At 37.0% G+C, this 22,728-nt stretch carries 22 protein-coding genes; 10 read left to right on the top strand and 12 right to left on the bottom strand.

The annotated features are described in order from the left end of the window. The first annotated feature begins 149 nt into the window (after positions 1–149). From dnaJ to JHT90_RS14495, 4 genes are read left to right on the top strand one after another with little or no spacing between them, the layout of a single operon-like run. The gene (gene dnaJ, locus JHT90_RS14510) at positions 150–1,274 is read left to right on the top strand and encodes a molecular chaperone DnaJ (RefSeq protein WP_201092329.1); all 1,125 of its coding nucleotides are present in this window, start codon (positions 150–152) and stop codon (positions 1,272–1,274) included. A gap of 9 nt (positions 1,275–1,283) precedes the next feature. After that, the gene (gene dapB, locus JHT90_RS14505) at positions 1,284–2,087 is read left to right on the top strand and encodes a 4-hydroxy-tetrahydrodipicolinate reductase (RefSeq protein ID WP_201092327.1); all 804 of its coding nucleotides are present in this window, start codon (positions 1,284–1,286) and stop codon (positions 2,085–2,087) included. Positions 2,088–2,117: 30 nt separating this feature from the next. After that, a complete protein-coding gene (hemE, locus tag JHT90_RS14500; RefSeq protein WP_201092326.1) occupies positions 2,118–3,182 on the top strand; it encodes a uroporphyrinogen decarboxylase in 1,065 nt (354 codons plus the stop codon). Beyond that, entirely contained in the window at positions 3,182–3,733 is a 552-nt protein-coding gene (locus JHT90_RS14495; protein WP_201092324.1) for an L-threonylcarbamoyladenylate synthase, read from the top strand. The genes hemE and JHT90_RS14495 overlap by 1 nt, the downstream gene beginning before the upstream one ends. Before the next feature lie 93 nt (positions 3,734–3,826). On the opposite strand, the gene JHT90_RS14490 is transcribed toward JHT90_RS14495, so the two are convergent. Together JHT90_RS14490 and JHT90_RS14485 are read right to left on the bottom strand one after the other, a co-directional pair. Further along, on the bottom strand, positions 3,827–4,804 hold the full coding sequence (locus JHT90_RS14490) for an NADPH:quinone reductase (protein ID WP_201092320.1): 978 nt from the start codon (positions 4,802–4,804) through the stop codon (positions 3,827–3,829). Positions 4,805–4,828: 24 nt separating this feature from the next. Then, positions 4,829–5,767, bottom strand: a complete 939-nt coding sequence (locus JHT90_RS14485) for an AlgP family protein (protein WP_201092319.1) — start codon at positions 5,765–5,767, stop codon at positions 4,829–4,831. Positions 5,768–6,206: 439 nt separating this feature from the next. On the opposite strand from JHT90_RS14485, the gene mrcB reads away from it, so the two are divergent. The 4 genes from mrcB (at position 6,207) to JHT90_RS14465 (ending at position 11,657) form a co-directional block, all read left to right on the top strand. Further along, entirely contained in the window at positions 6,207–8,510 is a 2,304-nt protein-coding gene (mrcB, locus tag JHT90_RS14480; RefSeq protein ID WP_201092312.1) for a penicillin-binding protein 1B, read from the top strand. Positions 8,511–8,542: 32 nt separating this feature from the next. Beyond that, positions 8,543–9,166 (top strand): hypothetical protein, encoded by a 624-nt coding sequence (locus tag JHT90_RS14475; RefSeq protein ID WP_236253981.1) that lies wholly within the window; start codon positions 8,543–8,545, stop codon positions 9,164–9,166. Positions 9,167–9,240: 74 nt separating this feature from the next. Continuing rightward, positions 9,241–11,250 carry a DNA helicase Rep gene (gene rep, locus JHT90_RS14470; RefSeq protein WP_201092310.1) on the top strand — a complete coding sequence of 670 codons (2,010 nt, stop codon included), beginning with the start codon at positions 9,241–9,243 and terminating at the stop codon, positions 11,248–11,250. 2 nt (positions 11,251–11,252) lie between these two features. Next, a complete protein-coding gene (locus JHT90_RS14465) occupies positions 11,253–11,657 on the top strand; it encodes an NUDIX hydrolase (protein WP_201092308.1) in 405 nt (134 codons plus the stop codon). 18 nt (positions 11,658–11,675) lie between these two features. On the opposite strand, the gene JHT90_RS14460 is transcribed toward JHT90_RS14465, so the two are convergent. The 10 genes from JHT90_RS14460 to JHT90_RS14415 all read right to left on the bottom strand — a co-directional run bounded on the left by JHT90_RS14460 (position 11,676) and on the right by JHT90_RS14415 (position 21,162). Continuing rightward, positions 11,676–12,134: an anti-virulence regulator CigR family protein gene (locus tag JHT90_RS14460; protein WP_201092306.1), complete on the bottom strand. Its 459-nt coding sequence runs from the start codon at positions 12,132–12,134 to the stop codon at positions 11,676–11,678. A 106-nt stretch (positions 12,135–12,240) separates the two neighbouring features. After that, positions 12,241–12,648 carry a DUF2388 domain-containing protein gene (locus tag JHT90_RS14455; protein WP_201092305.1) on the bottom strand — a complete coding sequence of 136 codons (408 nt, stop codon included), beginning with the start codon at positions 12,646–12,648 and terminating at the stop codon, positions 12,241–12,243. Positions 12,649–13,086: 438 nt separating this feature from the next. Then, a complete protein-coding gene (locus JHT90_RS14450; RefSeq protein ID WP_201092304.1) occupies positions 13,087–13,992 on the bottom strand; it encodes a DUF2388 domain-containing protein in 906 nt (301 codons plus the stop codon). Positions 13,993–14,154: 162 nt separating this feature from the next. Further along, entirely contained in the window at positions 14,155–14,976 is an 822-nt protein-coding gene (locus JHT90_RS14445; protein ID WP_201092303.1) for a cobalamin-binding protein, read from the bottom strand. 17 nt (positions 14,977–14,993) lie between these two features. Then, positions 14,994–15,620: a GTP cyclohydrolase II gene (ribA, locus tag JHT90_RS14440; RefSeq protein ID WP_201092301.1), complete on the bottom strand. Its 627-nt coding sequence runs from the start codon at positions 15,618–15,620 to the stop codon at positions 14,994–14,996. 269 nt (positions 15,621–15,889) lie between these two features. Further along, on the bottom strand, positions 15,890–16,363 hold the full coding sequence (locus tag JHT90_RS14435; RefSeq protein ID WP_201092299.1) for a peroxiredoxin: 474 nt from the start codon (positions 16,361–16,363) through the stop codon (positions 15,890–15,892). A 117-nt stretch (positions 16,364–16,480) separates the two neighbouring features. Further along, the gene (locus JHT90_RS14430) at positions 16,481–17,161 is read right to left on the bottom strand and encodes a Fe2+-dependent dioxygenase (RefSeq protein WP_201092297.1); all 681 of its coding nucleotides are present in this window, start codon (positions 17,159–17,161) and stop codon (positions 16,481–16,483) included. Positions 17,162–17,171: 10 nt separating this feature from the next. Further along, positions 17,172–17,948, bottom strand: a complete 777-nt coding sequence (locus JHT90_RS14425; RefSeq protein ID WP_201092295.1) for a tetratricopeptide repeat protein — start codon at positions 17,946–17,948, stop codon at positions 17,172–17,174. Beyond that, complete coding sequence (locus JHT90_RS14420) at positions 17,948–20,140, bottom strand: TonB-dependent receptor (protein WP_201092294.1); 2,193 nt, start codon at positions 20,138–20,140, stop codon at positions 17,948–17,950. Before JHT90_RS14420 ends, JHT90_RS14425 begins: the two co-directional genes overlap by 1 nt. 230 nt (positions 20,141–20,370) lie before the next feature. Next, on the bottom strand, positions 20,371–21,162 hold the full coding sequence (locus JHT90_RS14415; protein ID WP_201092287.1) for a hypothetical protein: 792 nt from the start codon (positions 21,160–21,162) through the stop codon (positions 20,371–20,373). 197 nt (positions 21,163–21,359) lie between these two features. Between JHT90_RS14415 and JHT90_RS14410 the strand changes: the two genes are divergently transcribed. Next, positions 21,360–22,358 (top strand): sulfate ABC transporter substrate-binding protein, encoded by a 999-nt coding sequence (locus JHT90_RS14410; RefSeq protein WP_201092285.1) that lies wholly within the window; start codon positions 21,360–21,362, stop codon positions 22,356–22,358. A 70-nt stretch (positions 22,359–22,428) separates the two neighbouring features. Beyond that, a complete protein-coding gene (locus tag JHT90_RS14405) occupies positions 22,429–22,722 on the top strand; it encodes a hypothetical protein (protein WP_201092283.1) in 294 nt (97 codons plus the stop codon). Positions 22,723–22,728 lie beyond the last annotated feature (6 nt).

Here is a 22,728-nt window from a genome sequence, read left to right as displayed (position 1 = left end):
GGGAAGTTAACTCTCCCGCGTTTGTGTCTTTGTAAAGGGGATATTTTCTTAATAAAGAAAATAGTTATTCATTTCTTTTTAGTAAAAAATCATCTAAGCTGTGGCACTTTTATTTATTAGCGACAGCAGAGTTATCAGGTATAGAGGTTATGGCAAAGCGCGATTACTATGAAGTTCTTGGGGTGGAAAGGACAGTTACAGAAGTTGAATTAAAAAAGGCATACCGAAGGGTAGCCATGAAGTACCACCCTGATCGTAATCCTGACAATAAAGAAGCAGAAGAAAAGTTTAAGGAAGCCAACGAAGCCTACGAAGTATTGTCTGATAGTCAAAAACGTGCTGCCTACGATCAGTATGGACATGCTGGCGTAGACCCACAAATGGGTGGTGGCTTCCATGGTGGTGCGGGCTTCTCAGATATTTTTGATATGTTTGGCGATATCTTTGGCGATGGTGGTGGTCGTCGTGGCAGAGGCGGTGCGCAGCGTGGTCATGATCTACGCTATACCTTAGACCTTTCGTTAGAAGAAGCTGTACAAGGTAAAGAAGTTACTATTAAAGTACCTACATACGTAAACTGTAATACCTGTCATGGTAGCGGTGCTAAAGCAGGCTCATCACCAGAGGTTTGTAAAACCTGTGCTGGTCATGGACAAGTAAGAATGCAGGCAGGGTTTTTCTCTGTGCAGCAAACCTGTCCAGATTGTCAGGGCAGTGGCAAAACCATTAAAGATCCTTGTAATGTTTGTCATGGTGAGGGTCGAGTTCAAGAAACTAAGACCTTAGCAGTTAAAGTACCTGCTGGGGTTGATACGGGCGATAAAATTCGCTTAACAGGTGAGGGTGAAGCTGGCACGATGGGTGGCCCTGCGGGCGACTTATATGTGGTGGTTAATGTTAAAGAGCACAGAATATTCCAACGTGATGGACGTGATCTTTACTGCGAAGTACCTATTAGTTTCCCCGATGCTGCCTTAGGTGCTGAGCTTGAAGTTCCTACCTTAGATGGCCGTGTTAAGTTAAAAATCCCAGAAGGTACTCAAACAGGAAAAATATTCCGCTTACGTGGTAAAGGTATAAAACCTGTTAGAGGTGGTTCTGTAGGCGATCTACTGTGCAGAATAATCATTGAAACACCTGTTAAGCTAGATAAAGAACAACGCGAACTGTTAGAGAGGCTACGTGAGACTATGGATGGAGCAGCCCATCAGTGTCCACAAGCTACGGGTTGGTTTGAAAGTGTTAAAAACTTTTTTGAAAGCTTTAAATCTTAGGATATATCTATGTTACGTATAGCAGTGATAGGCGCCGCTGGGCGTATGGGGAAAAACTTAGTAGCAGCTGTTTGTAATAATGAAAAAACTACCCTTGGCGCGGCTATTGTTGAACCTACTAGCAGTTTACTGGGTGTGGATGCTGGTGAATTAGTAGGCGTTGGCAAAATTGGTGTGGCGGTTGATTGCTCTTTAGAAAATCAGTTGAATAATTTTGATGTATTAATTGACTTTACTCAGCCAACTGCAACCATGAAAAATATCCAACTTTGTGTACAGGCTAACAAAGCTATTATTATTGGTACTACAGGTTTTTCTGATGAGCAGAAGCAACAAATAACAGAAGCGGCTAAACAAATCCCGATCGTATTTTCTGCTAACTATAGTATTGGCATTAACCTATGTTTTAAATTGCTCGATATGGCAGCCAAAGTATTAGGTGATGAAGTAGATATCGAAGTATTAGAAGCACATCACCGTAATAAAGTGGATGCACCTTCTGGTACTGCATTGCGGATGGGTGAGGTTGTAGCTAACGCCTTAGGGCGTAATTTAAAAGATGTTGCTGTTTATGGTAGAGAAGGTTTTACAGGTGCCCGTGAACGTGAAACTATTGGCTTTTCTACAGTGCGTGCAGGGGACGTAGTTGGAGACCATACCGTACTTTTCGCAGCAGAAGGGGAACGTGTCGAGATTACCCATAAAGCTTCTAATCGAATGATTTATGCCAATGGTGCTTTGCGTTCAGCATTATGGTTACAAGATCAAGCAAATGGTTTATACGATATGCAAGATGTGTTAGGGTTACGCTAATATTTCTTGTGCTAACTGGTAGGTGTACCCATGATAGAGTTAAAAAATGATCGCTTTCTACGAGCATTATTAAAACAGCCCGTTGATGTAACACCCGTATGGATGATGCGCCAAGCAGGTCGTTACCTACCAGAATACCGCGCTACCCGTGATAAAGCGGGCGACTTTATGAGCTTATGCAAGAATGCAGAGCTAGCTTGTGAAGTAACCTTACAGCCTTTAGAGCGTTTTCCCCTAGATGCCGCTATTTTGTTTTCAGATATTTTAACAATTCCTGATGCGATGGGATTAGGTTTGTATTTTGAAACAGGAGAAGGCCCGCGCTTCAAAAAAGTTATTAGTAATATGGCAGATGTAAATGCATTACCTATCCCTGATACAGAGCAAGATTTAGGTTATGTAATGCAAGCCGTACGTACTATTCGTAAAGAATTAAATGGCCGTGTACCATTAATTGGTTTTGCTGGTAGTCCTTGGACGTTAGCCACTTATATGGTTGAGGGTGGCTCCAGCAAAGATTTTCGTAAAGTCAAAGCAATGGCTTATGATACGCCAGAAGTAGTACATGCCTTATTAGCCAAATTAACACGCTCAGTTATCAACTATTTAAATGGTCAAATCTTAGCAGGTGCACAAGCAGTTCAAATATTTGACACATGGGGTGGTAATTTAGCATCTAATGCTTATCTAGAGTTTTCACTGTCTTACATGCAACAAATCGTAGAAGGTCTTATTAAAGAGCATGAAGGTAGACAGGTCCCTGTTATTTTATTTACTAAAAATGGTGGCCAGTGGTTAGAAGCAATGGCTGATACAGGAGCTAATGCTTTAGGTTTGGATTGGACTTGTGATATTAAGCAAGCTAGAGCGCGAGTGGGTTATAAGGTTGCTTTACAAGGTAATATGGATCCTTCCGTACTTTATGCAAATACTTCAGCTATTTGTGAAGAAGTGGAACGTATCTTAGCGGGTTATGGTAATGGTTCTGGACATGTGTTTAATTTAGGTCATGGCATTACCCCAGAAGTAAATCCTGATAATGCAGCCGCTTTTATTAATGCTGTACATGATCTTTCGGTTCGTTATCACAAATAATGGCAAGTAGTTGGCAGATTGAACAAGTTGCTCATCTAATTAAACAAGGTGGGGTAATTGCTTACCCTACAGAAGGTGTCTGGGGTTTAGGATGTAATCCTTGGGATGAGCAAGCAACATTAAGAATATTAGAACTTAAAGCACGTCCTGTTGAAAAAGGATTAATCTTAATCGCTAGCACGATTGAGCAGTTTGATTTTATTTTACATGATTTGCCTAAACAGCAATTAGCTAAATTACAACAGAGTTGGCCTGGCCCTTTTACTTGGTTAGTTCCTCATCAAAATAGAGTGCCTGCTTGGATAACAGGTGTTCATGCAACGGTTGCTTTACGGGTAACCAATCATCCTCTTGTTAAAGCATTATGTGATTTAACAGGACCTCTTGTTTCTACTTCTGCTAACTTAGCAGGCCAACCTAGTGCTCAAAATAGACTGATGGTCGAAAAGTATTTTCATGGCCAGTTAGATGCTGTGTTAAATGGTGAGCTTGGCAAGGAAAGAAAGTCGAGCCAAATAACCGATTTAATGACTGGCAAGATTATTCGTTAATTAGTAGTTGCTAGTAGAAAAATTATTATTAACGTAAACACCAATTAATAAAAATGGATTTTGGTTAAGTTAGATAATAAAGACAAACAAGCTTTATACTAATAATATGGTAGAGCCTGTAGTTTTTCTGGCTGTTAATTGTTGTTGTGCTTTAGCTGCATCCGCCAAAGGAAAACGTTGATTAATATCTATTATTATTTTTTTACTGCTAATTAAATCAAATAATTCATTAGCCATAGCTTGTAGTTTTTCATGACTATTCGCATACCAAGCCAGTGAAGGACGGGTGACATAGAGCCCACCTTTTTGATTAAGAATTCCTAAATTAACACCTGTTACAGCACCTGATGAATTACCAAAACTTACCATTAGCCCGCGTGGTGCTAAACAATCTAGCGATGTTTCCCACATATCTTTGCCAACGCTGTCATAAACAACAGGACACTTAGCATTATTAGTAAGTTGTTTAACACGCTGTACGACATCTTCTTCATGGTAGTTTATAACTTGCCATGCACCTAATTCTTTGGCTCGCTCTATTTTTGCTGTAGAACCTGCAGTTCCGATTAGTTTAGCGCCAATGGCTTTTGCCCACTGACATGCAATACTACCCACCCCACCAGCTGCTGCATGGAATAAAATAATATCACCTTGTTTTACAGGATAGGTTTGGCATAGTAGATATTGAACGGTTAGTCCTTTTAACAAACAGGCTGCAGCTTGTTCAAAAGAAATATCATTGGGTAAATGAAGTACGTGGGATTCTGTAAGTGTGTGGATTTCGCTGTAGGCACCTAATGGCCCAGTACAGTAAGCAACCCGATCACCTACTTTGAAGTGAGTAACCGAGTCACCTATCGCAATAACTTCTCCCGCTCCTTCTGTACCTAATCCAGATGGGAGCGATGGTGGACTGTACAAACCAGAGCGGTAGTAAGTATCAATAAAATTTAGGCCTATGGCATGATTACGTATTTGTACTTCATTAGCTTTAGCTACACTTGGTTCGAAATCAACGTATTCAAGTACATCTACATCACCATGTTGAGATATTTGAATACGTTTTGCCATAATAACCTCAGTTAATTTTATCGGTTAAGAAGCGTTACCTGTTGTTGTTGGTTTTTTAGCAACAGGTGCTTTTCGAGCTACTGGTTTTTTAACGGCAACTGGTTTTTTGGTAGTGGCAGTTGTCGCTTTAGCTACAGTTGGTTTGTTAACTGCAGTCGGTTTTTTTGGTACTGGTTTAGCTGCTGGTTTTTTAGCAGTGGTAGTGGTTTTAGCTTTAGCAACTGTTGTTTTGGCTACCGTTGGTTTTTTAGCAGCAGTAGTTGTTTTGCTAGCAGTAACTTTTTTGGCTGTTGCTTTTGTTGCAGTAGTTCTAGCAGGAGTAGCTTTTGCTGTTCTTACTGTTGTGGTAGAACGTGCAGGTGTTGCTTTAGACGCTGCTACTGGGCGTTTAGTTGCTGTAGGTTTAGTAGTTTTAGCTTTACTAGCAGTTGCTGTAGTTTTACGGGTAGTTGGTTTTTTGGCAGCGGTAGCTGTAGTGGCTTTTGCTGTAGTCGTTGTTCTGCGAGTGGTTGTTTTTCTAGCTACTGGTTTATTAGCGGGAGTAGTTTTTGTTGCTGTTGTTGCAGGTTTTTGCAATAAAGCAAGAACACGTTCTTTTACTTTAGAAACACCTTGAGCTAGATCTAAGCTTTTAGCGGAATCTCTTTTTAAAGTGTTAGCATAGTCTAAAAGGTTTTTTTGTTGAACTTGTAGTTTACTGTGAATAGCTTCTAACTCGGCTAAGGATTTTTTAGCTTTGCCTTTAGCTTTTGACTTACCTGATTCTGTTACTTTTTTAAGCTTTTCTTGAGCCTTTAGTAATTTGTCTTGTATTTTAACACGCTGTTTTTCTAGCTTAGTTAATGTCTTTTCTGATTCTTGCTGCGCTTGTACACAAGCCTTTTGTAGGTGGTTAACTAATGAGTCCGTTAAATCATGAAGTAAATGCAGAGGGGTTCTTACTGGTTTTTTTGATGATGGCATTTTACGTTGCTCCCGTGTCAATAAGTTGGTATAGCTCAATATTACCAACTTTTACAATATATGATAGCGTAATTTTATGTAATTTATGTAACTTTTTTCAACAAGAAACAAAGCCCTATTTATGAGCGCTATGTTTCTTTGAGGCATTGGATTGGGGCGTATTGTAGCAATTCAGTAGATAGATAAAGTGATTAGCAATAGTTCGCCATAATATAATTATTTGATTTTATTGAATTAAAGCGCTGCTTCTATAAATTGGCATAGTACTTGTATTATTGTGTTTATCTTCGATTTGGGGGTTTTGGTTTAGGCAGGCTGAAGCCCCCCTTCTTATTTTTTATAAATCTTTTACTCGCAATTTATCACTATAATAATTTGAGTCATTTTCTTGATGTTAAAAAGTTATCTGTTCATTAGATAAATCAGTATAATAACTTGCATGAAGAAAGTGAGAAAAAAGTTATCTAAAAATACTAAGAAACGTAGTCGCTGGCTAGTTTTTTTTAGTTGGATATTTAAGCTAAGTTTAGTGGCTATTGTTATTGTGTCGCCTTATATTATTTATCTTGATTCAGTTGTGCAAGATAAGTTTTCGGGTAAACGTTGGACAATTCCTGCTAAGGTATATGCACGTCCATTAGAATTATTTAAAGGCCAAAAACTTTCTAAGGAAGATTTTCTCACTGAGTTAAATGCATTAGGTTATCGAACCACTGATAGTGATCCCAATATTGGACAAATCAAGGTTAATGCTAATCAAGTTACGGTTTATATTCGCGGCTTTCAATTTTATGAAGGGGCAGAACCTTCAAAGTTAGTGAATGTTTTTTTTAATGGCAATAATGTTAGTCAGATCACCGATAAAAATAATAATGTAGTGCCGTTGATTAGATTAGAACCTATGTTAATTGGTGGCGTTTATCCTGCTCATAATGAAGATAGAATTTTAGTTAAATTAGATCAAGTTTCACCGAAATTAGTTGAAGCATTAGTTGCTGTAGAAGATAAACGTTTTTATAAACATCATGGCGTTTCGATGATAGGTATTGGTCGAGCTGTGTATACGAATGTCGTTAGAGGAAAATTAACCCAAGGTGGTAGTACGCTGACTCAACAATTAGTAAAGAATTTTTATTTAACCAATGAGCGTACCTTAAAACGTAAAGTTAATGAAGCCATAATGGCTATGTTGTTAGAAGTGCACTACGATAAAAAAGAAATTTTAGAAGCTTATTTAAATGAAGTCTTTTTAGGTCAAGATGGACAACGTTCTATTCACGGTTTTGGTTTAGCCAGTCAGTATTTTTTTGGACAGCCAATAAATGAATTAAAATTACCTCAGTACGCATTATTAATAGGAATGGTTAAAGGCCCTTCTGTTTATAATCCTAGACGTAATCCAAAGTTAGCAACAGAGCGTCGTAATGTTGTATTAGATGTTTTGGCAGAGCAAAATATTATTTCTGCGACAGAAGCACAACAAGCTAAAGCAGCGCCGCTTGGAGTAATTCCACAAGGGCGACTAGGTATCAGTTCTTTCCCTGCGTTTATTGATTTGGTTAAACGGCAATTAAGAGAAGATTACAACGAAGAGGATTTAACAGGTGAAGGTTTACGTATTTTCACAAGTTTGGATCCAATTATTCAAATTAAAGCGGAACGTTCGCTCGATGCTACTTTAAAACGTTTAGGTACACGTGCTGCTAATTTAGAAGCGGCGATGGTGATTACCAATCCTTCAACGGGTGAATTGTTAGGGCTAATTGGTAGCCGTGATCGTAATTATGTAGGGTTTAATAGAGCGATTGATGCCATTCGATCAATTGGTTCACAAATAAAACCCGCGGTTTATTTAACAGCATTAGAAAGTAAAAAGTATACATTAACTACAGTTGTACAAGATGAACCTTATTCTGTGCCATTAGCTGGTGGTAAGGAATGGACACCACAGAATTTTGATCGCAGTTATCATGGTAATGTATTCTTTTATCAAGCATTAGCGCACTCTTATAATGTTTCTACTGTAAAAATAGGAATGGATGTGGGTGTTGCAAATGTATTGAAAACAATTAAGCGTTTGGGGGTTGCTGCAGATTATCAAGCCTATCCAGCTATATTGTTAGGTTCAGCTTCAATGACACCAATGGATGTGGCGGGTATGTATCAAACCATTGCGAGTGGTGGTTATAATACACCTATTCGTTCTATTCGCAATGTGTTGGATGCAAAGGGTGAGCCGTTAGGGCGTTATCCATTTGAAACACAACAACGTTTTGATACAGGTGTAATGTATTTATTACAATACGCTATGCAACGTAATATGCGCGAGGGAACTGGACGCTCTGCTTATAATCAAATACCTGCTGCTATCAATTTAGCAGGTAAAACAGGTACCACTAATTCGTCTAAAGACAGTTGGTTTACTGGTTTTGGACAAGATATTTTGGCAACTGTATGGCTCGGTAAAGATGATAACTCAAATACTTCTTTAACAGGGGCTACAGGTGCATTACAGGTATGGAGCAGTTTTATGAAAGAAGCTCGTCCTACCTCACTTAGAATACCTATACCACAGAATGTAGTTTATGCTTGGGTAGATGCTAATACAGGAGCAGGTACTGGAGAGGGGTGTCCTAATGCAGTACAAATGCCATATTTGAAAGGGACTGAACCAGCACCTGAATTATCATGTACTAAGTCGGATGGTTCTACGACTGATTGGATACGTGGTTGGATAAATTAATATATTAGGTTATGAATGTTTAGGATTAAAAAATGACAGTTAAACAGAAAAAATTATGGTTGGTATTAGGTGTAATGGCTGTTTTGGTTGGGTGTGGTATTAACCAACCTCATTCTATTCCTGTAGTGGATGCAAGTTCACCTTTGTCAAATAAGCCTAATCCTCTTGAGAGAAATACTACACCAACTACTACTGAAACATCTGAAGAGGCAATTGCTCAAGCCGTTCCACAGGCAGTTGATGAGCCTATTCAGCCAATAGCACAACAAGCTACTAATAGTGTTCCAACAGGGATTCCTTTAGATAATAATACTGCTGCAAGTGCCCCTTTAGATGGTGCTGTGTTAGCTTTATTAACTACAGCAGGGCAACAACAAGAAGCGGGCAACCTTAATGAAGCGGCTGCTAGTGCGGAACGTGCGCAACGTATTGCTCCCAGCGAACCACGAGTACTTTATACCTTAGCAGTGATTCGATTAAAACAAGGTGATGCAGAAGTAGCTGAGCAATTAGCAAGAAGAGCATTGTCTTATACTTCTGCTGATCAATCTGAGTTGCGTTCGAATCTTTGGGAAGTGGTTGCCCAAGCACGCGAGAAACAAGGTGATCAAGCAGGCGCTGATCAAGCTCGCCAACAAAAAAGAGCACGTGTTTAAATAGTATCTATCATAAGGGGTAAACAATACCCCTTATTTTCTCTTTAATCATTTTATCTTCATTTCTGGTTATTATGTCATCACTTAATCCACGCCAACGGGAAGCCGTTCACTTTATAAGTGGGCCTTTATTAGTATTGGCTGGTGCAGGTTCGGGCAAGACCAGTGTTATTACTAGAAAAATAGCTTATCTTATTCAACAGTGTGGAATTAAAGCACATCATATTGTTGCGGTGACTTTTACTAATAAAGCAGCAAGGGAAATGAAAGAGCGAGTAGCTAGCTTGCTTCGCAAGGGAGAGGGGCGAGGTCTTACTGTTTCTACCTTTCATAATTTAGGTTTAAATATTATTCGCAAAGAGTATCAAATATTAGGCTATAAAGCAGGCTTTTCTATTTTTGATGATACGGATGTTAAATCATTATTAAAAGAGTTGATGTTGAAAGAGTATGCAGGTGATGATGGGGTTGATGAAGCGGTCAGTAAAATCAGTCGTTGGAAGAATAATTTAATCTTACCGGAACAAGCGTTAGAGCAAGCACGTAATCCACAAGAGCAAATGTTAGCGCATCTTTATATGCATTATCAGCGTTTGTTAAAAGCTTATAATGCAGTAGATTTTGATGACCTTATTTTATTGCCTGTTAAGCTTTTTCAAAATAACAAGGAGCTGTTAGAACGCTGGCGCAATAAAGTTCGTTATTTATTAGTAGATGAATATCAAGATACCAATGCTAGCCAATATTTATTAATTAAATTATTAGTGGCTGATCGTGCGCAGTTTACAGTAGTAGGGGATGATGACCAATCCATTTATGCGTGGCGTGGTGCCAAGCCTGAAAATCTAATGCAGTTAAAGCAGGATTTTCCTTCTTTAAAAGTGATTATGTTAGAACAAAATTACCGCTCCACTAGTCGTATTTTAAGATGTGCTAATCACTTGATTACCAATAATCCTCATGTGTTTGAAAAAAAATTATGGAGTGATAAAGGGGATGGTGATTTAATCAGAGTAATACGTTGTCGTAATGAAGAAGCAGAAGCGGAACGAGTAGCAACAGAGATACAGGCAATTGCTTTAAAAACACAACGCTCCTATGGGCAATTTGCAATTCTGTACCGTGGTAATTATCAGTCACGATTAATCGAGTTGAAATTACAGCACCATAAAGTCCCTTATGTGATTACAGGAGGAACCAGTTTTTTTGCTCGGCAAGAAGTGAGGGATATTATGTCTTACTTACGCTTACTGGTTAATCCTGATGATGATAATGCATTCTTACGTGTAATTAATGTGCCACGTCGAGAGATTGGCTCAGTTACCTTGGAAAAGTTAAGTAATTATGCCAATAGACAGCATGTTTCTTTATATGCTGCCGCCAGTGATCGTGCTTTATTAGATACTTTAGATCAACGTTTTGTTGAACGCTTGCAGCGTTTTACGCAGTGGATGGATAGTATTCGCCAACAATGTAGTCAGGGTGATCCTATCATGGCACTGCGTAGTATGGTAATCGATATTGATTATGAAAGTTGGCTAAGACAAAATGCTTCAAATGATAAAGTTGCTGAAGCTCGGATGGGGAATGTTTGGTTTTTGATAGAGGCATTAAAAGATACTATCGAGCGAGATGAAGATGGTGAGATGACAATTGAGGAGGCTATTTCGCGATTAGTGTTGCGCGATATGCTAGATCGTCAAGCAGAAGAAGAACAGCATGACGCTGTGCAATTAATGACATTGCATGCTTCTAAAGGGTTAGAGTTTCCGCTGGTTTTTTTAATGGGTATGGAAGAAGAGTTATTGCCTCATCGCTCAAGTATTGAAACAGATAATATCGAAGAAGAACGGCGTTTAGCCTATGTAGGTATCACGCGAGCTAAGCAATATTTAACCCTTACTTATGCTTCTAAACGCAGACAATACGGTGAGATTATTGATTGTTTACCCAGTCGTTTTTTAACGGAATTACCACAGCAAGAGTTACGCTATGAAGGATTAGAAAACACACCTATTGAGCAAAAAGCAGAAACAGGCAATGCCGCATTGTCTAATATTCGTGAATTATTAAAGAAGAAATAGTAATGAGTAAAATAATTTATATTGCTGCTGCTTGTATTATAGATCCCCTAAATCGTTTATTAGTAGTACGTAAATATGGTTCAGAAATTTTTATGCAGCCAGGTGGTAAAATAGAACAAGGTGAGCAACCTATTGAAACGCTTATAAGAGAAATACAGGAAGAATTACAATTAGTCATTCCTGCCAGTTTACCTGAAATAGTAGGAAGTTTTGTAGCACCCGCCGCCAACGAACCCGATCATACAGTTAAGGCAGAGCTGTTTAGGATAGATCTACCTTATAGCCCTGAGTTACAAGCAACTGCGGAAATAGCAGAGGCGCGTTGGATAACTTATGATGATATTGCTGATATTAATATGGCGCCTTTAATGCATACTTATGTATTGCCATTGTGGAAAAAGTCATAGCAATACACAAATTTCAAGTTAATCAAATACATCATGTAGAACATCATAGATAATACCTGTAGCAGCTACGACTAATAGTAGATCTTTGCCTGCCCGCATCCACTCATAACCTTCGTAGTGGGGTAGTTTTGCTACTAAACGGTTATCTAGTTTTTTAGCTATTCCTGGAGGAAGGGGTTTTCCTTGTGCTAGTCGTTTTTGAATACCAGGGGGTAAAGCGTTTGTATCTCCCCAATATTCTCTATTGTCACCAATAGTTATGCGAATTTTTCCTGTATCAATAGAGATTTGCGGTGAATCCATATCAATATTAATTACACTGCGATCATTTACTTGAGAGTTTTTTTTATGACCATGTACCTTGTGAGCATTTGATTTGTTGCCTTTACCATTCTCTTGATTAGCTAAAACCATAGAGCTAGATGCGATAAGTGTCATGCCAGTGAAGAAAGCAATAAGTATATGAGAGTTTTTCATAATAAGTTTCTACATAAAGTTTATTTAGTATAAAAATACTATAATTTTATTTAAAAAAATATTAGCAAATTGAAAGCATATTTTTCTTAAATAAACGTATATCCTCTTAAATTGATAAGATAGCTTTAGCTAGTTCCATATCAGAAGTCATTGCGAAAGTTGGTTTAGTACGTAGTTGTTTAAAAGCACTTTCTAAATAAACTCCCGTTTGTTGTCCTTCTGTGGCAATAAAAAAGGCTGCATCTTCTTTGGCTTGACTATAAACTAGTTTATTATCTTCTTTTTCTTCTGTAAGTAGTTGATAAATAGTATAACTAGTTAATGTAATAGATGTGGCTACCAGTATAATAGCGGCAGCCTCACCACCACCACTTGAAGAATTATTGTCATGGTTATTTTTATCATGTGGTCTATGATGGTGATCAGACGGAGGTCTGCGATTATAATCTTTGGCATTAACATCATAGGCACTAGTAAGTATAAGCATTAAAGTGATTAAAAGTATATTTTTCATTATCGTCTCCCAACACCTTTTGTCATATGATAATTAATTTATTGAAACAAATGTTTTAATTTACTGTTATTTTACGAAGCCTTTACATTGCTTATAAATTAATTAACCAGTAATTGATCATGTGATGGTACAAATAGCGGGTTGAGTAGAATTTAATGAATGGCGAGTAATAATATTTTTACTGTTTAATAAGTGGATGCGAGTAAAATTTTTTATAGCGGTTGTACAGTAATAATTTATTTAGTCAATTACATACTAAGTTATTACAAATAATGGCTTAGGTTTTTTATTTAATAAACCTTTGGTCTATTCCAAAAAATAATGAGCTTATTGAAATTGTTTATTTAAATATTGAGGTGTGGTTTATTCGATGTGCTAGTTGTTAATTACTATTAAAGTGAGTAAGTTTACCTTATTCACCTTAATAGTTAATGGCTATTATTCTAGTACTAAAATAGCTTGTGCTAACTCTAATTCTGTATGTGTTTTAAATTGTTGCTGTTCTCGTAATTGACTAAGAATATTTTCTAAATAAACGCCTTTATGTTCACCATCAGAAGCTATAAATAACATAGCATCTTGTTGTGCCCTAAGTAATGCAACTTGTTTTGAGTTTTCTCCTTGCTCTGTAAACACTTTATAGAGCGTCATGGTTGTTAAGGTAGGAAAGCTGCTAGTCCCTATTAGTAACGCAGTTCCTGGATCTAATTCATTTTTATCTGTTTTTTTATTAGACCTAGTTGCAGTTGATGGATTGTCATAATAACCATAGTAGTTATTCTCTATATCGTAATCATAGTATTCATTTATGGTAGTAGAGTTATTTTGTTGAGGCTTAGGTGGTTTTGAGTTATTGAGAGGTGGTTTATTGCCCTCAGGTTTAGAAATAGGGGGTCTATGGTTATTAGTAGGTGGTTTATTACCACCAGGCTTGGAAATAGGAGGCCTACTGTTATGAGTGGGAGGCTTATTACCTTCAGGCTTGGAAATGGGAGGTCTACTGTTATTAGTAGGTGGTTTACTACCTTCGGGTCTATTATTGTTAGTCGGAGGTTTACTACTTTCAGGTTTACTAATAGGCGGCCTACTATTACTGGTAGGTGGTTTATTTGCTTCTGGTTTAGGAGCTTGAGGTCTTTGGTTATTAGTTGGCGGTTTATTACTTTCAGGTTTAGAAACAGGAGGTCTATTATTACTCGGCGGATTACGATTATTACCACTTGGTTTTATGGCAGAAGATTTATTATGGCTGCTGGTTTTATTAGCAGTTTCCCTAGCCATTACAAAGCAAGGATAGCTTAATAGTAGAATAAGAATACTGATTAATTGAGTTTTAGTTTTCATTTTTTTCTTCCTTATATAACTATGTTCCTTTTATAGATATATACGAAAGAGTTTTTTTAGTCGTGTTACTTTGCTAATTGTTTACTTATTCTTTACATAATTAAATGAAATTTACATTAACTAGAATATTGTGAGCTAATATTATTTTTAATTAGGATTATTTTATTTATCTTGGTTTAATAATAAACATAATTGTTTAGTAGCTTCTAACATAGCAAAACTGGGACGAGCAATACGATCGTTATCAAAAATATATAGTTTATGATTTTTTACCGCAGCTAATTGTGGCCAAGCGAGCCAAGCATTGAGTAATGATTGTTGCGAAGCAATAATTGCCTGTGGGTTTTTGGCTAACACACTTTCTATATTTACCTGAGGGGCAGGTAAATCAACATTATCAAAAATATTTTCAGCGCCACAAACTTTAAGAGCATCGCCAATAATTTGATTTTTACCTATGGTATAAATAGGCTTATCCCATAGTTGGTAAAATACTTTTAAAGGCGTTTTCTGGTAATAGCGTTGTCGTAAAAAAGACAGTTCATGCTGCATTTTTTGAGATAGCTCTTTACCTTGCCTTTCCCTACCAATTTGTTTACCTAGTGAAGCTAGTTGTAAAGCAAGTTCATCAAGTGTATGGGGATTGGTTTCAACTATTTTATAGCCTAAAGAAGTTAGCTGTTGTTGTTGTGATGGTTTTATACTAGTAGGCCAAATTAAAATAACATCTGGTTTTAAGCTAATTATTTTCTCTATGGAATAGCCTTCTAAGCTACCAACAGGCTGGGCTTTTTCTAATATCGGTAAGCGTTGTTTATCATATTCTGATATACCTACTAATAAGTCTGCACCATCTAATTCAATAACGATATCGGTTAAAGAGGGGGTTAAGCTAATAACCCGTAGTTTTTGTGAATTAGCAGAGCTAATAGAACAATGACTTACTATAAACAGGATAGTAATGAGTTTTATTAGTCGGTACATAAATGAGGTAATACCCATTAACGAGTGTTATCTTCAGATTTTTCTTGTTGATGTTGCAGACCAAATAAATGCCCCATCTTGCCAGCTTTAGTGGCTAAGTAGTTTTGGTTATAACGATTTTTACCAAATTCAATAGGCTTACGTTCAACTACATTAATCCCTAGTGCTTTTAATGCAGCTATCTTTTTAGGATTATTGGTCATTAATTGGATGGCGTTTATACCTAAATGATTAAGCATGGGTAAACACATATCGTATTGCCGCATATCTGCAGGAAAACCCAGTTGCTCATTGGCTTCGACTGTATCAGCACCTTTATCTTGTAATGAATAGGCACGAATCTTATTTAATAGGCCGATACCACGTCCTTCTTGTCGTAGATAAAGTAGTATGCCGCGACCTTCTTTAGCAATAGCTTTCATTGCTGCTTCTAGTTGGAAGCCACAGTCGCAACGTAAGCTAAATAAGGCATCACCTGTTAAACATTCAGAGTGCATCCGTCCTAACACAGCTTCTCCATTGGCGACATCACCAAGGGTTAGTGCAACATGTTCAATACCTGTTTCTTCATCTAAGAAACCATGCATGGTGAACACTGCAAAAGGAGTAGGTAGTAGTGAGGATGCAACAAAAACGACAGACACCAATAGGCTCCTAAGTTAGTAAAAATACTGACAGTAATTTAATATTATATACTGGATAGTAAGGATAATTTAAAAAAAGTTTTATTTTGTTTATTAATCTATGATTTTACTATTATTTACTGTGTAACAACTATTATTTGAAGATAAAGCTATCACGTTAAAATAATATTATTGTTTTTTAAAATGATAAATCAACGTTTTGTTTTCAATGCTTATAGCTGAGTGGATAGAATAAATTTTCCACTCAGCATGAACTAGTTTTATATAACTTAGTTAAGCGCTTGCGCTGCTTTTAATACTTCTTCAGCATGTCCTTCTACTTTAACTTTGCGCCATTCTTGACGAAGGATACCTTCTTTATCAATTAAAAAGGTACTGCGATCAATACCCATATATTCTTTACCATATAGTTTTTTTAGTTTAATCACATCAAATAACTTACAAAGTTGCTCTTCTGGATCACTGATAAGTTCAAAAGGAAATTCTTGTTTAGCTTTAAAATTTTCATGGGATTTTATACTTTCACGTGATACACCAAAAATAATTGTATTGGCTTGTTGAAATTGTTGATAAAGATCGCGGAAATTTTGTCCCTCCGTGGTACAACCTGGCGTGTTATCTTTTGGGTAGAAATAGATAACAATATTCTTTCCTTTCAAATCAGAAAGTTTAATTGTAGTAGGGGAACCTGTTACAGATACTGTGAAATCATTAATGGCTTTATTTAATTGTGGGGCAGTCATTTCATTACCTTAATTTTATTTATAGAGACTAAGATAATTTATAATAATGCAAATAGCCTAAAATGTTTAGGCTATTAATGGCTTGTTATTTTACAAGAAGTTTAGAAAGCGTTGATTTTAGACTTCTGCCCATTGACGTAACAGATTATGATAATTGCCACTCAGTTTAATTATTGCAGGATGATTAGCTATATCTTTAGTTAGTTCTTGGATAGCCATATCCATATCAAATAGTAAACGACGCTGTTCATCAGAGCGTATCATGCTTTGTGTCCAAAGGAAGGAAGCATAGCGAGTCCCTTGAGTCACAGGGGTGACTTGATGAAGGCTGGTAGAAGGATAAAGTACAAGGTCACCAGCAGGTAATCTAACGCGTTGTTCACCATAGGTATCTTGAATGACTAATTCGCCCCCTTCATATTCTTCAGGTTCACTAAAAAACAAGGTAGAAGACACATCAGTTCTTACACGCAGAGGACTGGTTTTAGGCTTGCGAATAGCATTATCAATATGAAATCCATAGGTACCGCCACCGCTATAGCGATTAAACATGGGTGGAAAAACTTTATGGGGTAAAGCGGCAGAAATAAAAAGTGGATTATTACCTAGACGTTTAATAATTTCATCACCTAATTCAATGGCAAATGGATCTTCTTCATCAAGTTGTTCATTATCCTTGCAGTTAATGGCTATATGTCCTGCAGTTAATTGACCATTTTGCCAATTGGCCTGTTCTAAACGTGAACGGATATAACTAACTTCTTGTTTAGAAAAGATATTAGGGATATGTAGTAGCATATACGTTTTCCTAAGACTGAATAGATTGCTGTTGAAGAATATCTAGATAGGCTTGTTGATCTGTTAGATCACCTTGTTCAGCACAGTGGGCAAACATTTCTATCGCTATTTCTTGTAAAGGTTTGTGAGGTGATTGCCATAAGGCTCTAGCCATTTTTTGTAAAAAACCGTGGGTAGCTGTTTGCATAGAGTGTCTTAACCAGATAACGGCTTCATCCACTTTACCTTGGGCTGTTAGTACAGATGCATAACTGCATTGGCCTCGGAAGTCTCCAGCAGAAGCAGAGCGTCTATACCAGTTGATGGCTTTGTCTAAATCAGCTGCTACTAACCAACCTTCTTCAAAGAATCGACCTACTAAATTCATGGATTTAGCATGTCCTGTTTGTGCCGCTTGATAATATAAATCAAACGCTTTGGTCAGATCCTTAGTTACGCCTTTACCTTTGATAAGTAGGTTAGCAAAATTATACATTCCCCAGTTAAGCCCTTTTTCAGCAGCTAGCTGATAGTATTGTGCGGCCTTTGTATAATTTATAGTGCAACCCCAACCGTTTTCATAACAACGGCCAAGCATATTAATAGCCTGTAAGTAGCCATTTTTAGCGGCAATGGTAAACCACTGTAATGCTAACCCACGATCTTTTTTAATACCGTTTCCATCCAGTAGCATTTGCGCTAATTGCGCTTGTGCTTTGGCATTGCCTGTTTTTGCAATGGCCAACACCAAGCTAGCTGCTTGGTGTGGCGTTTCTGCGGAAAATTGTATAAGGTTACTAACGGTCATTAGAAACGATATTCAGCGGTTAGCTGTGCGCCTTGTCCTGGGCCAGGTAAACCAAAGCCACGGCCATTGTATTGGCGCCAGTAATGTTTGTTGAAGATATTGTTAATATTTAACCTTAAGTTAAGGTTTTTATTCGCTTGCCATTGAATAGCAGCATCATGCACTGTATAGCTTGGTACAACTGTTTTAGAAGCATTGGTCATGGTTGTACCACGGCCACCAGGAATACTTCTTTCCCCAACATAGCGAACACCATAGCTGAAACTGATATCATAAGGGAACTCATAAGTTGTCCATAAGCTGGCTGAGTTGCGTGGTGTATTAGGTAGTGTAATACCATCATCCCAACCTTCTTGGCCTTCTACCTCACTATCCATATAGGCATAGCCAGCAAATACAGACCAGCGATCAGTAATATTACCTGCTACCCCTAATTCAATACCGTCAGTTTTTTGTTTATAACTGTAGGTTTGGGTTGGCACGACAGTGTCATCAAAATCTGAGGCATCTAGTTTAGTTCTAAAGACAGCCGCTGTTAAAGAAAGGCGCTCATTAAATAAGTCCCATTTAGTGCCTATTTCATAAGTTTTGCCTTTTGTTGGAGATAAATCATCTCCTAAACTACCTGATGTAACGATACGTATAGACTGGGGCTGCTGTGCAGTACTAAAACTTGCATAGATACTACCGTATTCAACAGGCTTAAAGATTAAAGCAGTACGATAGCTAAATAATTTCTCATTAGAGCTGTCATTTTCACCATCTGTCCAAGTAGATAATACGCCACCAGTATTAGTACGGCTCTTCGTGTCAGTAATTCTAGCTTTGTAGTGATCTTGACGAGCAGATAAATCTAATTGCCAGTGATCACCCAATTTAAGTGTATCCATTACATAGAAGGCTTTGGTAGTGGCGTCTGCTTCAAGTTTACTGGTATAGGCAATTTCTTTATTACCTGCATACTTTGATGGCGGATTAGCAGGATCAATAGGGGTATTAGTCACCATCGAAGAACCGTAACGTAGACCCCCTGACTTATAATCTAGATATTCTTTAGTAAGCTCCATACCTGCTACAAACGTATGCTTTATACCTGCTGTATCAAATTTCCAAATAATATTGGATTGGTTACTAAGTGTTTGAGTATCAGTATAACGTGTAACACCTTGCAGACGTCTTAGTGAGGCATTGGCACCACTGGGTGTTGTAACAGTATAAGTACGTTGCAATTGTGACCATACAGCTTGGTTATTGAAGCTTACCGAATCATTGAAATCATGTTCAAATTTCCATGTGACGCGATCTGTGCGCATATCTTCTCTGTCTAAATTACGATAACCAAAGTAGCCATCCCATTTAACACCATCTACTTTACTAGCTCTTTTGCCAGATCGAGTTGTGGGAATACCATAATCATAATTACCTTTATCAGTTAAATGTTCATAGGAGAAGGTATTACGAGTATTGGTGTTTAATCCAAAAGATATAGAGGGTGCAATACCCCAGCGTTCTCTTTCAAACCAATCACGACCATCAACTCCAGAATTATGCCAAACCATATTTAGACGAGCAGCTGTACCTGAATCGGCATCAATAACTTTATTGCCATCAAAGGTTAAACGTTTGTAGTCTGCTGTGCCTACACCACCACCAATAGTTGCAAAGTCATCTAGTTTTGGCGTTTTATTAGCTAAGTTAATAGCACCACCTATTACACCTGCCCCCCAAGCAGCAGAACTAGAGCCTTTGATTACTTCTACTTGTTCAATATTAAACATATCTGAGCGAGTGTAGAAGGCAGAGTCACGAATACCATCAATGTAAACGTTGGAGCCACCATAAGTACCGCTATTGAAACCACGAATATTGATGCTATCACCTACACCACCATTACCTTCACCTGAGTTAAAAGTAACGCCTGGTACGTTTGATAATGCATCTTCTAAAGACATCGCATTACGTTGTTCAATTACTGCTTTAGGTACAACCGTAATACTTTGTGGGGTATCTCGTAATGGTTGAGTATATTTTGGAGAAGATAATTTTTTGGTTTGATAAGGCGTTTCTTGTTGACCTTCAATAGTCAGAGTATCAAGTTCTATTGCTTTATCTGCAGTATCTGCGTAAGTTACCAAAGGTAAACTAGCTGAAGCCATAGCAAGGCTCAGTGATGTTTTTGTATGTTTTTTCATAGTGTGAAAGGGCTCTAATGTTAGTTATTTCTAAACTGTTATAGCAATATGAAACATATTTATTAAGGTTAAATCAGTTGATTAGTCACTTAATCTGTAAATGCTAAATATAATGATTCTTATTTAGATATGCAATAAATTTATACAATTTTTATTTAAGATATTGAAATTTAATTACTTTTATTTTTGCTTGTTAATTTGAAGATATACACTTTGTATAGAAATAACTACTAATCATCTTGTTCAGGGTTATTTTTAGTCGTAAAAGGAGTTAATTGATAAGCGAGCCAAATTATCGATATACAGAAAAGACTCATTAAAGATAAGTTAAACATTTGTCGATAATGATTTTTTCGTAATATCACAAAAGAAGTAACATAGACTGATTCACTGGCTCTATTGCCAGTGTCTGTGCGAACAGTGCTTGTATAACGATAGATTTGGTTAGGAGATGTGCCATAGTTAGCGAGGTATCCAGAAAAGGAAATTTGATCTCCAATATGTACATTTCTTAATTGCTTAGCTAATTGAGGGTTATCAGTCAGTAAATGATTATTAGAAAACTGTTCGTTATTAAAGAAGAAAAATTGTCTAGCCAGTTTTTTTGCTTCATCTAGGGTTTCAGTATAAGAAGTTTTATCCTCAACGTACCTAGCAAAGCATGTAAACTCACCGCTCCAAAAAGATATTTTCTGATAATCGCCTCGGAATGCATTATCTCCCCAAATAACACAGAGATCAGATACATTTAAGTCTTTGTCTATGCGTGCCATAAACTTTTTTCTAGCATTGTATTTACTTACTACAAGACCATGTAAGGTATATTCATAAAGTGGAGCTATATAAAAACGAAACTCTTTAGTATTTACATAAAAGGGTTGTTTAGAAGTGATAGTTTGTAAAGGTTCTTTTTTTAATAGTGGATTAAGTGCGCTAGGCGAGGGTAAAGCATTTCTATAAAAGAAAAGGCAGCAGGTTATAAGCAAATTAATTATCAATAAATAACCAAGATAGCGTTTCACTTGATACATCCAAAGTTTTGTTCTATTAAGGATAGTTGAAATCCTATGTACTTTCTATATTTCAGCAAGTTATTTAGTAATAACAAATTGCACTAACTGTTAATTTTGTGGAGTATAGAAAAAGTGTTAAGCTGAGGTTAACAAATTTTTTAATATATAGATTTATTTGTAAGTTAAACATATTAATAAGGTAGTTTATGAAACGAATTTTACTGGCTTCACTGGTGTTATTAAGTACGTTGTTTAGTGGACATGTCATGGCGGATAAGCTGCTGTTAAATGTCTCCTACGATGTAATGCGTGATTTTTATAAAGATTATAACCCTGCTTTTGAGAAATATTGGAATGAACAGCATAAGGATGATCGTGTAAAAATCCAAATGTCTCATGGTGGTTCCAGTAAACAAGCACGTGCTGTCATTGATGGTTTAAAAGCTGATGTGGTGACCATGAATATGGCAACCGATATTAATGCACTTGTTACCTATGGCAATTTAGTACCTGCTAATTGGCAAACGCTATTACCTAATAATAGTGCACCTTTTACCTCTGCAACGGTATTTATTGTTCGTAAGGGTAATCCTAAAAATATTAAAGATTGGCCAGATTTAGTTAAGGATGGCGTAGAGGTAATTGTTCCAAATCCTAAAACATCAGGTAATGGTCGTTATACTTATCTTTCTGCTTGGAGTTATATTCTTAAACAAGGTGGCGATGAAGCAAAAGCAAAGGATTTTGTGAAAGACTTATTTAAGCATGTGTTAGTTTTAGATACAGGTGGGCGTGCGGCTACCTCAACCTTTATGCAAAATCAGCAGGGTGATGTATTAATTACCTTTGAAAATGAAGCAGAAATGATTGCTAAAGAATTTGGTAAAGGTGGTTTTGAAGTAGTATATCCAAGTGTTTCTGCAGAGGCCGAACTGCCAGTAGCCGTTGTAGAAAAAGTGGTTGAAAAGAAAAAAACCAAGGCGCAAGCTGAAGCTTATCTAAACTATTTATGGTCTGATGAAGGGCAGCGTATAGCGGCTAAGAATTATTTACGTCCTAGAAATGAAGCTATCTTGGCTGAGTTTTCTGATCGTTTTCCTAAAGTAGAATTTTTATCTATAGAGAAAAATTTTGGCAACTGGGACGAAATTCAGAAAAAACATTTTGCTGATGGAGCTATATTTGATCAAATTTACTCTCAATAATATTTATTTCTTGAGTTTTACATTTACAATAAGCTAGGTTAAACCTAGCTTATTTGCATATGGGATTAAAATGAGAAATATATTTGCTATTTCATTGGCGGTTATTGGTGGTGCTATTGGGTTTATTCTAGGTATGACTATTGGCTTTAGCGTTAATCTTACTTCGCCAATGGCATTATATAGTGTGGCTGCTGTATTAGCGCTTATAGGTGGTTTCGGTTTATCTAAAGTATCGCCCTTTATTGATAGTCAGGATGTAAGCACCCAAAAAGCATTAACTGTTTTATGTGCCATTATTGCTGTCATTTTATTGTTGATGTTAATGGTTACAATGACGATGTTAACTACATACTTTAATCGTTAAATTTGT

The sequence above is a fragment of the Entomomonas asaccharolytica genome (genome assembly GCF_016653615.1).
GTDB classification, from domain to species: Bacteria; Pseudomonadota; Gammaproteobacteria; order Pseudomonadales; family Pseudomonadaceae; genus Entomomonas; species Entomomonas asaccharolytica.
This window is presented reverse-complemented; position numbering and strand designations above follow the sequence as displayed.

Bases quoted from the DNA above. Each gene is read 5' to 3' on its own strand.
- JHT90_RS14425 (WP_201092295.1), bottom strand. From the start codon at position 17,948: ATGACCGTTAGTAACCTTATACAATTTTCCGCAGAAACGCCACACCAA.
- JHT90_RS14435 (WP_201092299.1), bottom strand. From the start codon at position 16,363: ATGACTGCCCCACAATTAAATAAAGCCATTAATGATTTCACAGTATCT.
- JHT90_RS14455 (WP_201092305.1), bottom strand. From the start codon at position 12,648: ATGAAAAATATACTTTTAATCACTTTAATGCTTATACTTACTAGTGCC.
- JHT90_RS14450 (WP_201092304.1), bottom strand. From the start codon at position 13,992: ATGAAAACTAAAACTCAATTAATCAGTATTCTTATTCTACTATTAAGC.
- JHT90_RS14465 (WP_201092308.1), top strand. From the start codon at position 11,253: ATGAGTAAAATAATTTATATTGCTGCTGCTTGTATTATAGATCCCCTA.
- dnaJ (WP_201092329.1), top strand. From the start codon at position 150: ATGGCAAAGCGCGATTACTATGAAGTTCTTGGGGTGGAAAGGACAGTT.
- hemE (WP_201092326.1), top strand. From the start codon at position 2,118: ATGATAGAGTTAAAAAATGATCGCTTTCTACGAGCATTATTAAAACAG.
- JHT90_RS14475 (WP_236253981.1), top strand. From the start codon at position 8,543: ATGACAGTTAAACAGAAAAAATTATGGTTGGTATTAGGTGTAATGGCT.
- JHT90_RS14430 (WP_201092297.1), bottom strand. From the start codon at position 17,161: ATGCTACTACATATCCCTAATATCTTTTCTAAACAAGAAGTTAGTTAT.
- mrcB (WP_201092312.1), top strand. From the start codon at position 6,207: ATGAAGAAAGTGAGAAAAAAGTTATCTAAAAATACTAAGAAACGTAGT.
- JHT90_RS14445 (WP_201092303.1), bottom strand. From the start codon at position 14,976: ATGTACCGACTAATAAAACTCATTACTATCCTGTTTATAGTAAGTCAT.
- JHT90_RS14460 (WP_201092306.1), bottom strand. From the start codon at position 12,134: ATGAAAAACTCTCATATACTTATTGCTTTCTTCACTGGCATGACACTT.
- JHT90_RS14410 (WP_201092285.1), top strand. From the start codon at position 21,360: ATGAAACGAATTTTACTGGCTTCACTGGTGTTATTAAGTACGTTGTTT.
- JHT90_RS14490 (WP_201092320.1), bottom strand. From the start codon at position 4,804: ATGGCAAAACGTATTCAAATATCTCAACATGGTGATGTAGATGTACTT.
- dapB (WP_201092327.1), top strand. From the start codon at position 1,284: ATGTTACGTATAGCAGTGATAGGCGCCGCTGGGCGTATGGGGAAAAAC.
- rep (WP_201092310.1), top strand. From the start codon at position 9,241: ATGTCATCACTTAATCCACGCCAACGGGAAGCCGTTCACTTTATAAGT.
- JHT90_RS14420 (WP_201092294.1), bottom strand. From the start codon at position 20,140: ATGAAAAAACATACAAAAACATCACTGAGCCTTGCTATGGCTTCAGCT.
- JHT90_RS14405 (WP_201092283.1), top strand. From the start codon at position 22,429: ATGAGAAATATATTTGCTATTTCATTGGCGGTTATTGGTGGTGCTATT.
- JHT90_RS14485 (WP_201092319.1), bottom strand. From the start codon at position 5,767: ATGCCATCATCAAAAAAACCAGTAAGAACCCCTCTGCATTTACTTCAT.
- JHT90_RS14495 (WP_201092324.1), top strand. From the start codon at position 3,182: ATGGCAAGTAGTTGGCAGATTGAACAAGTTGCTCATCTAATTAAACAA.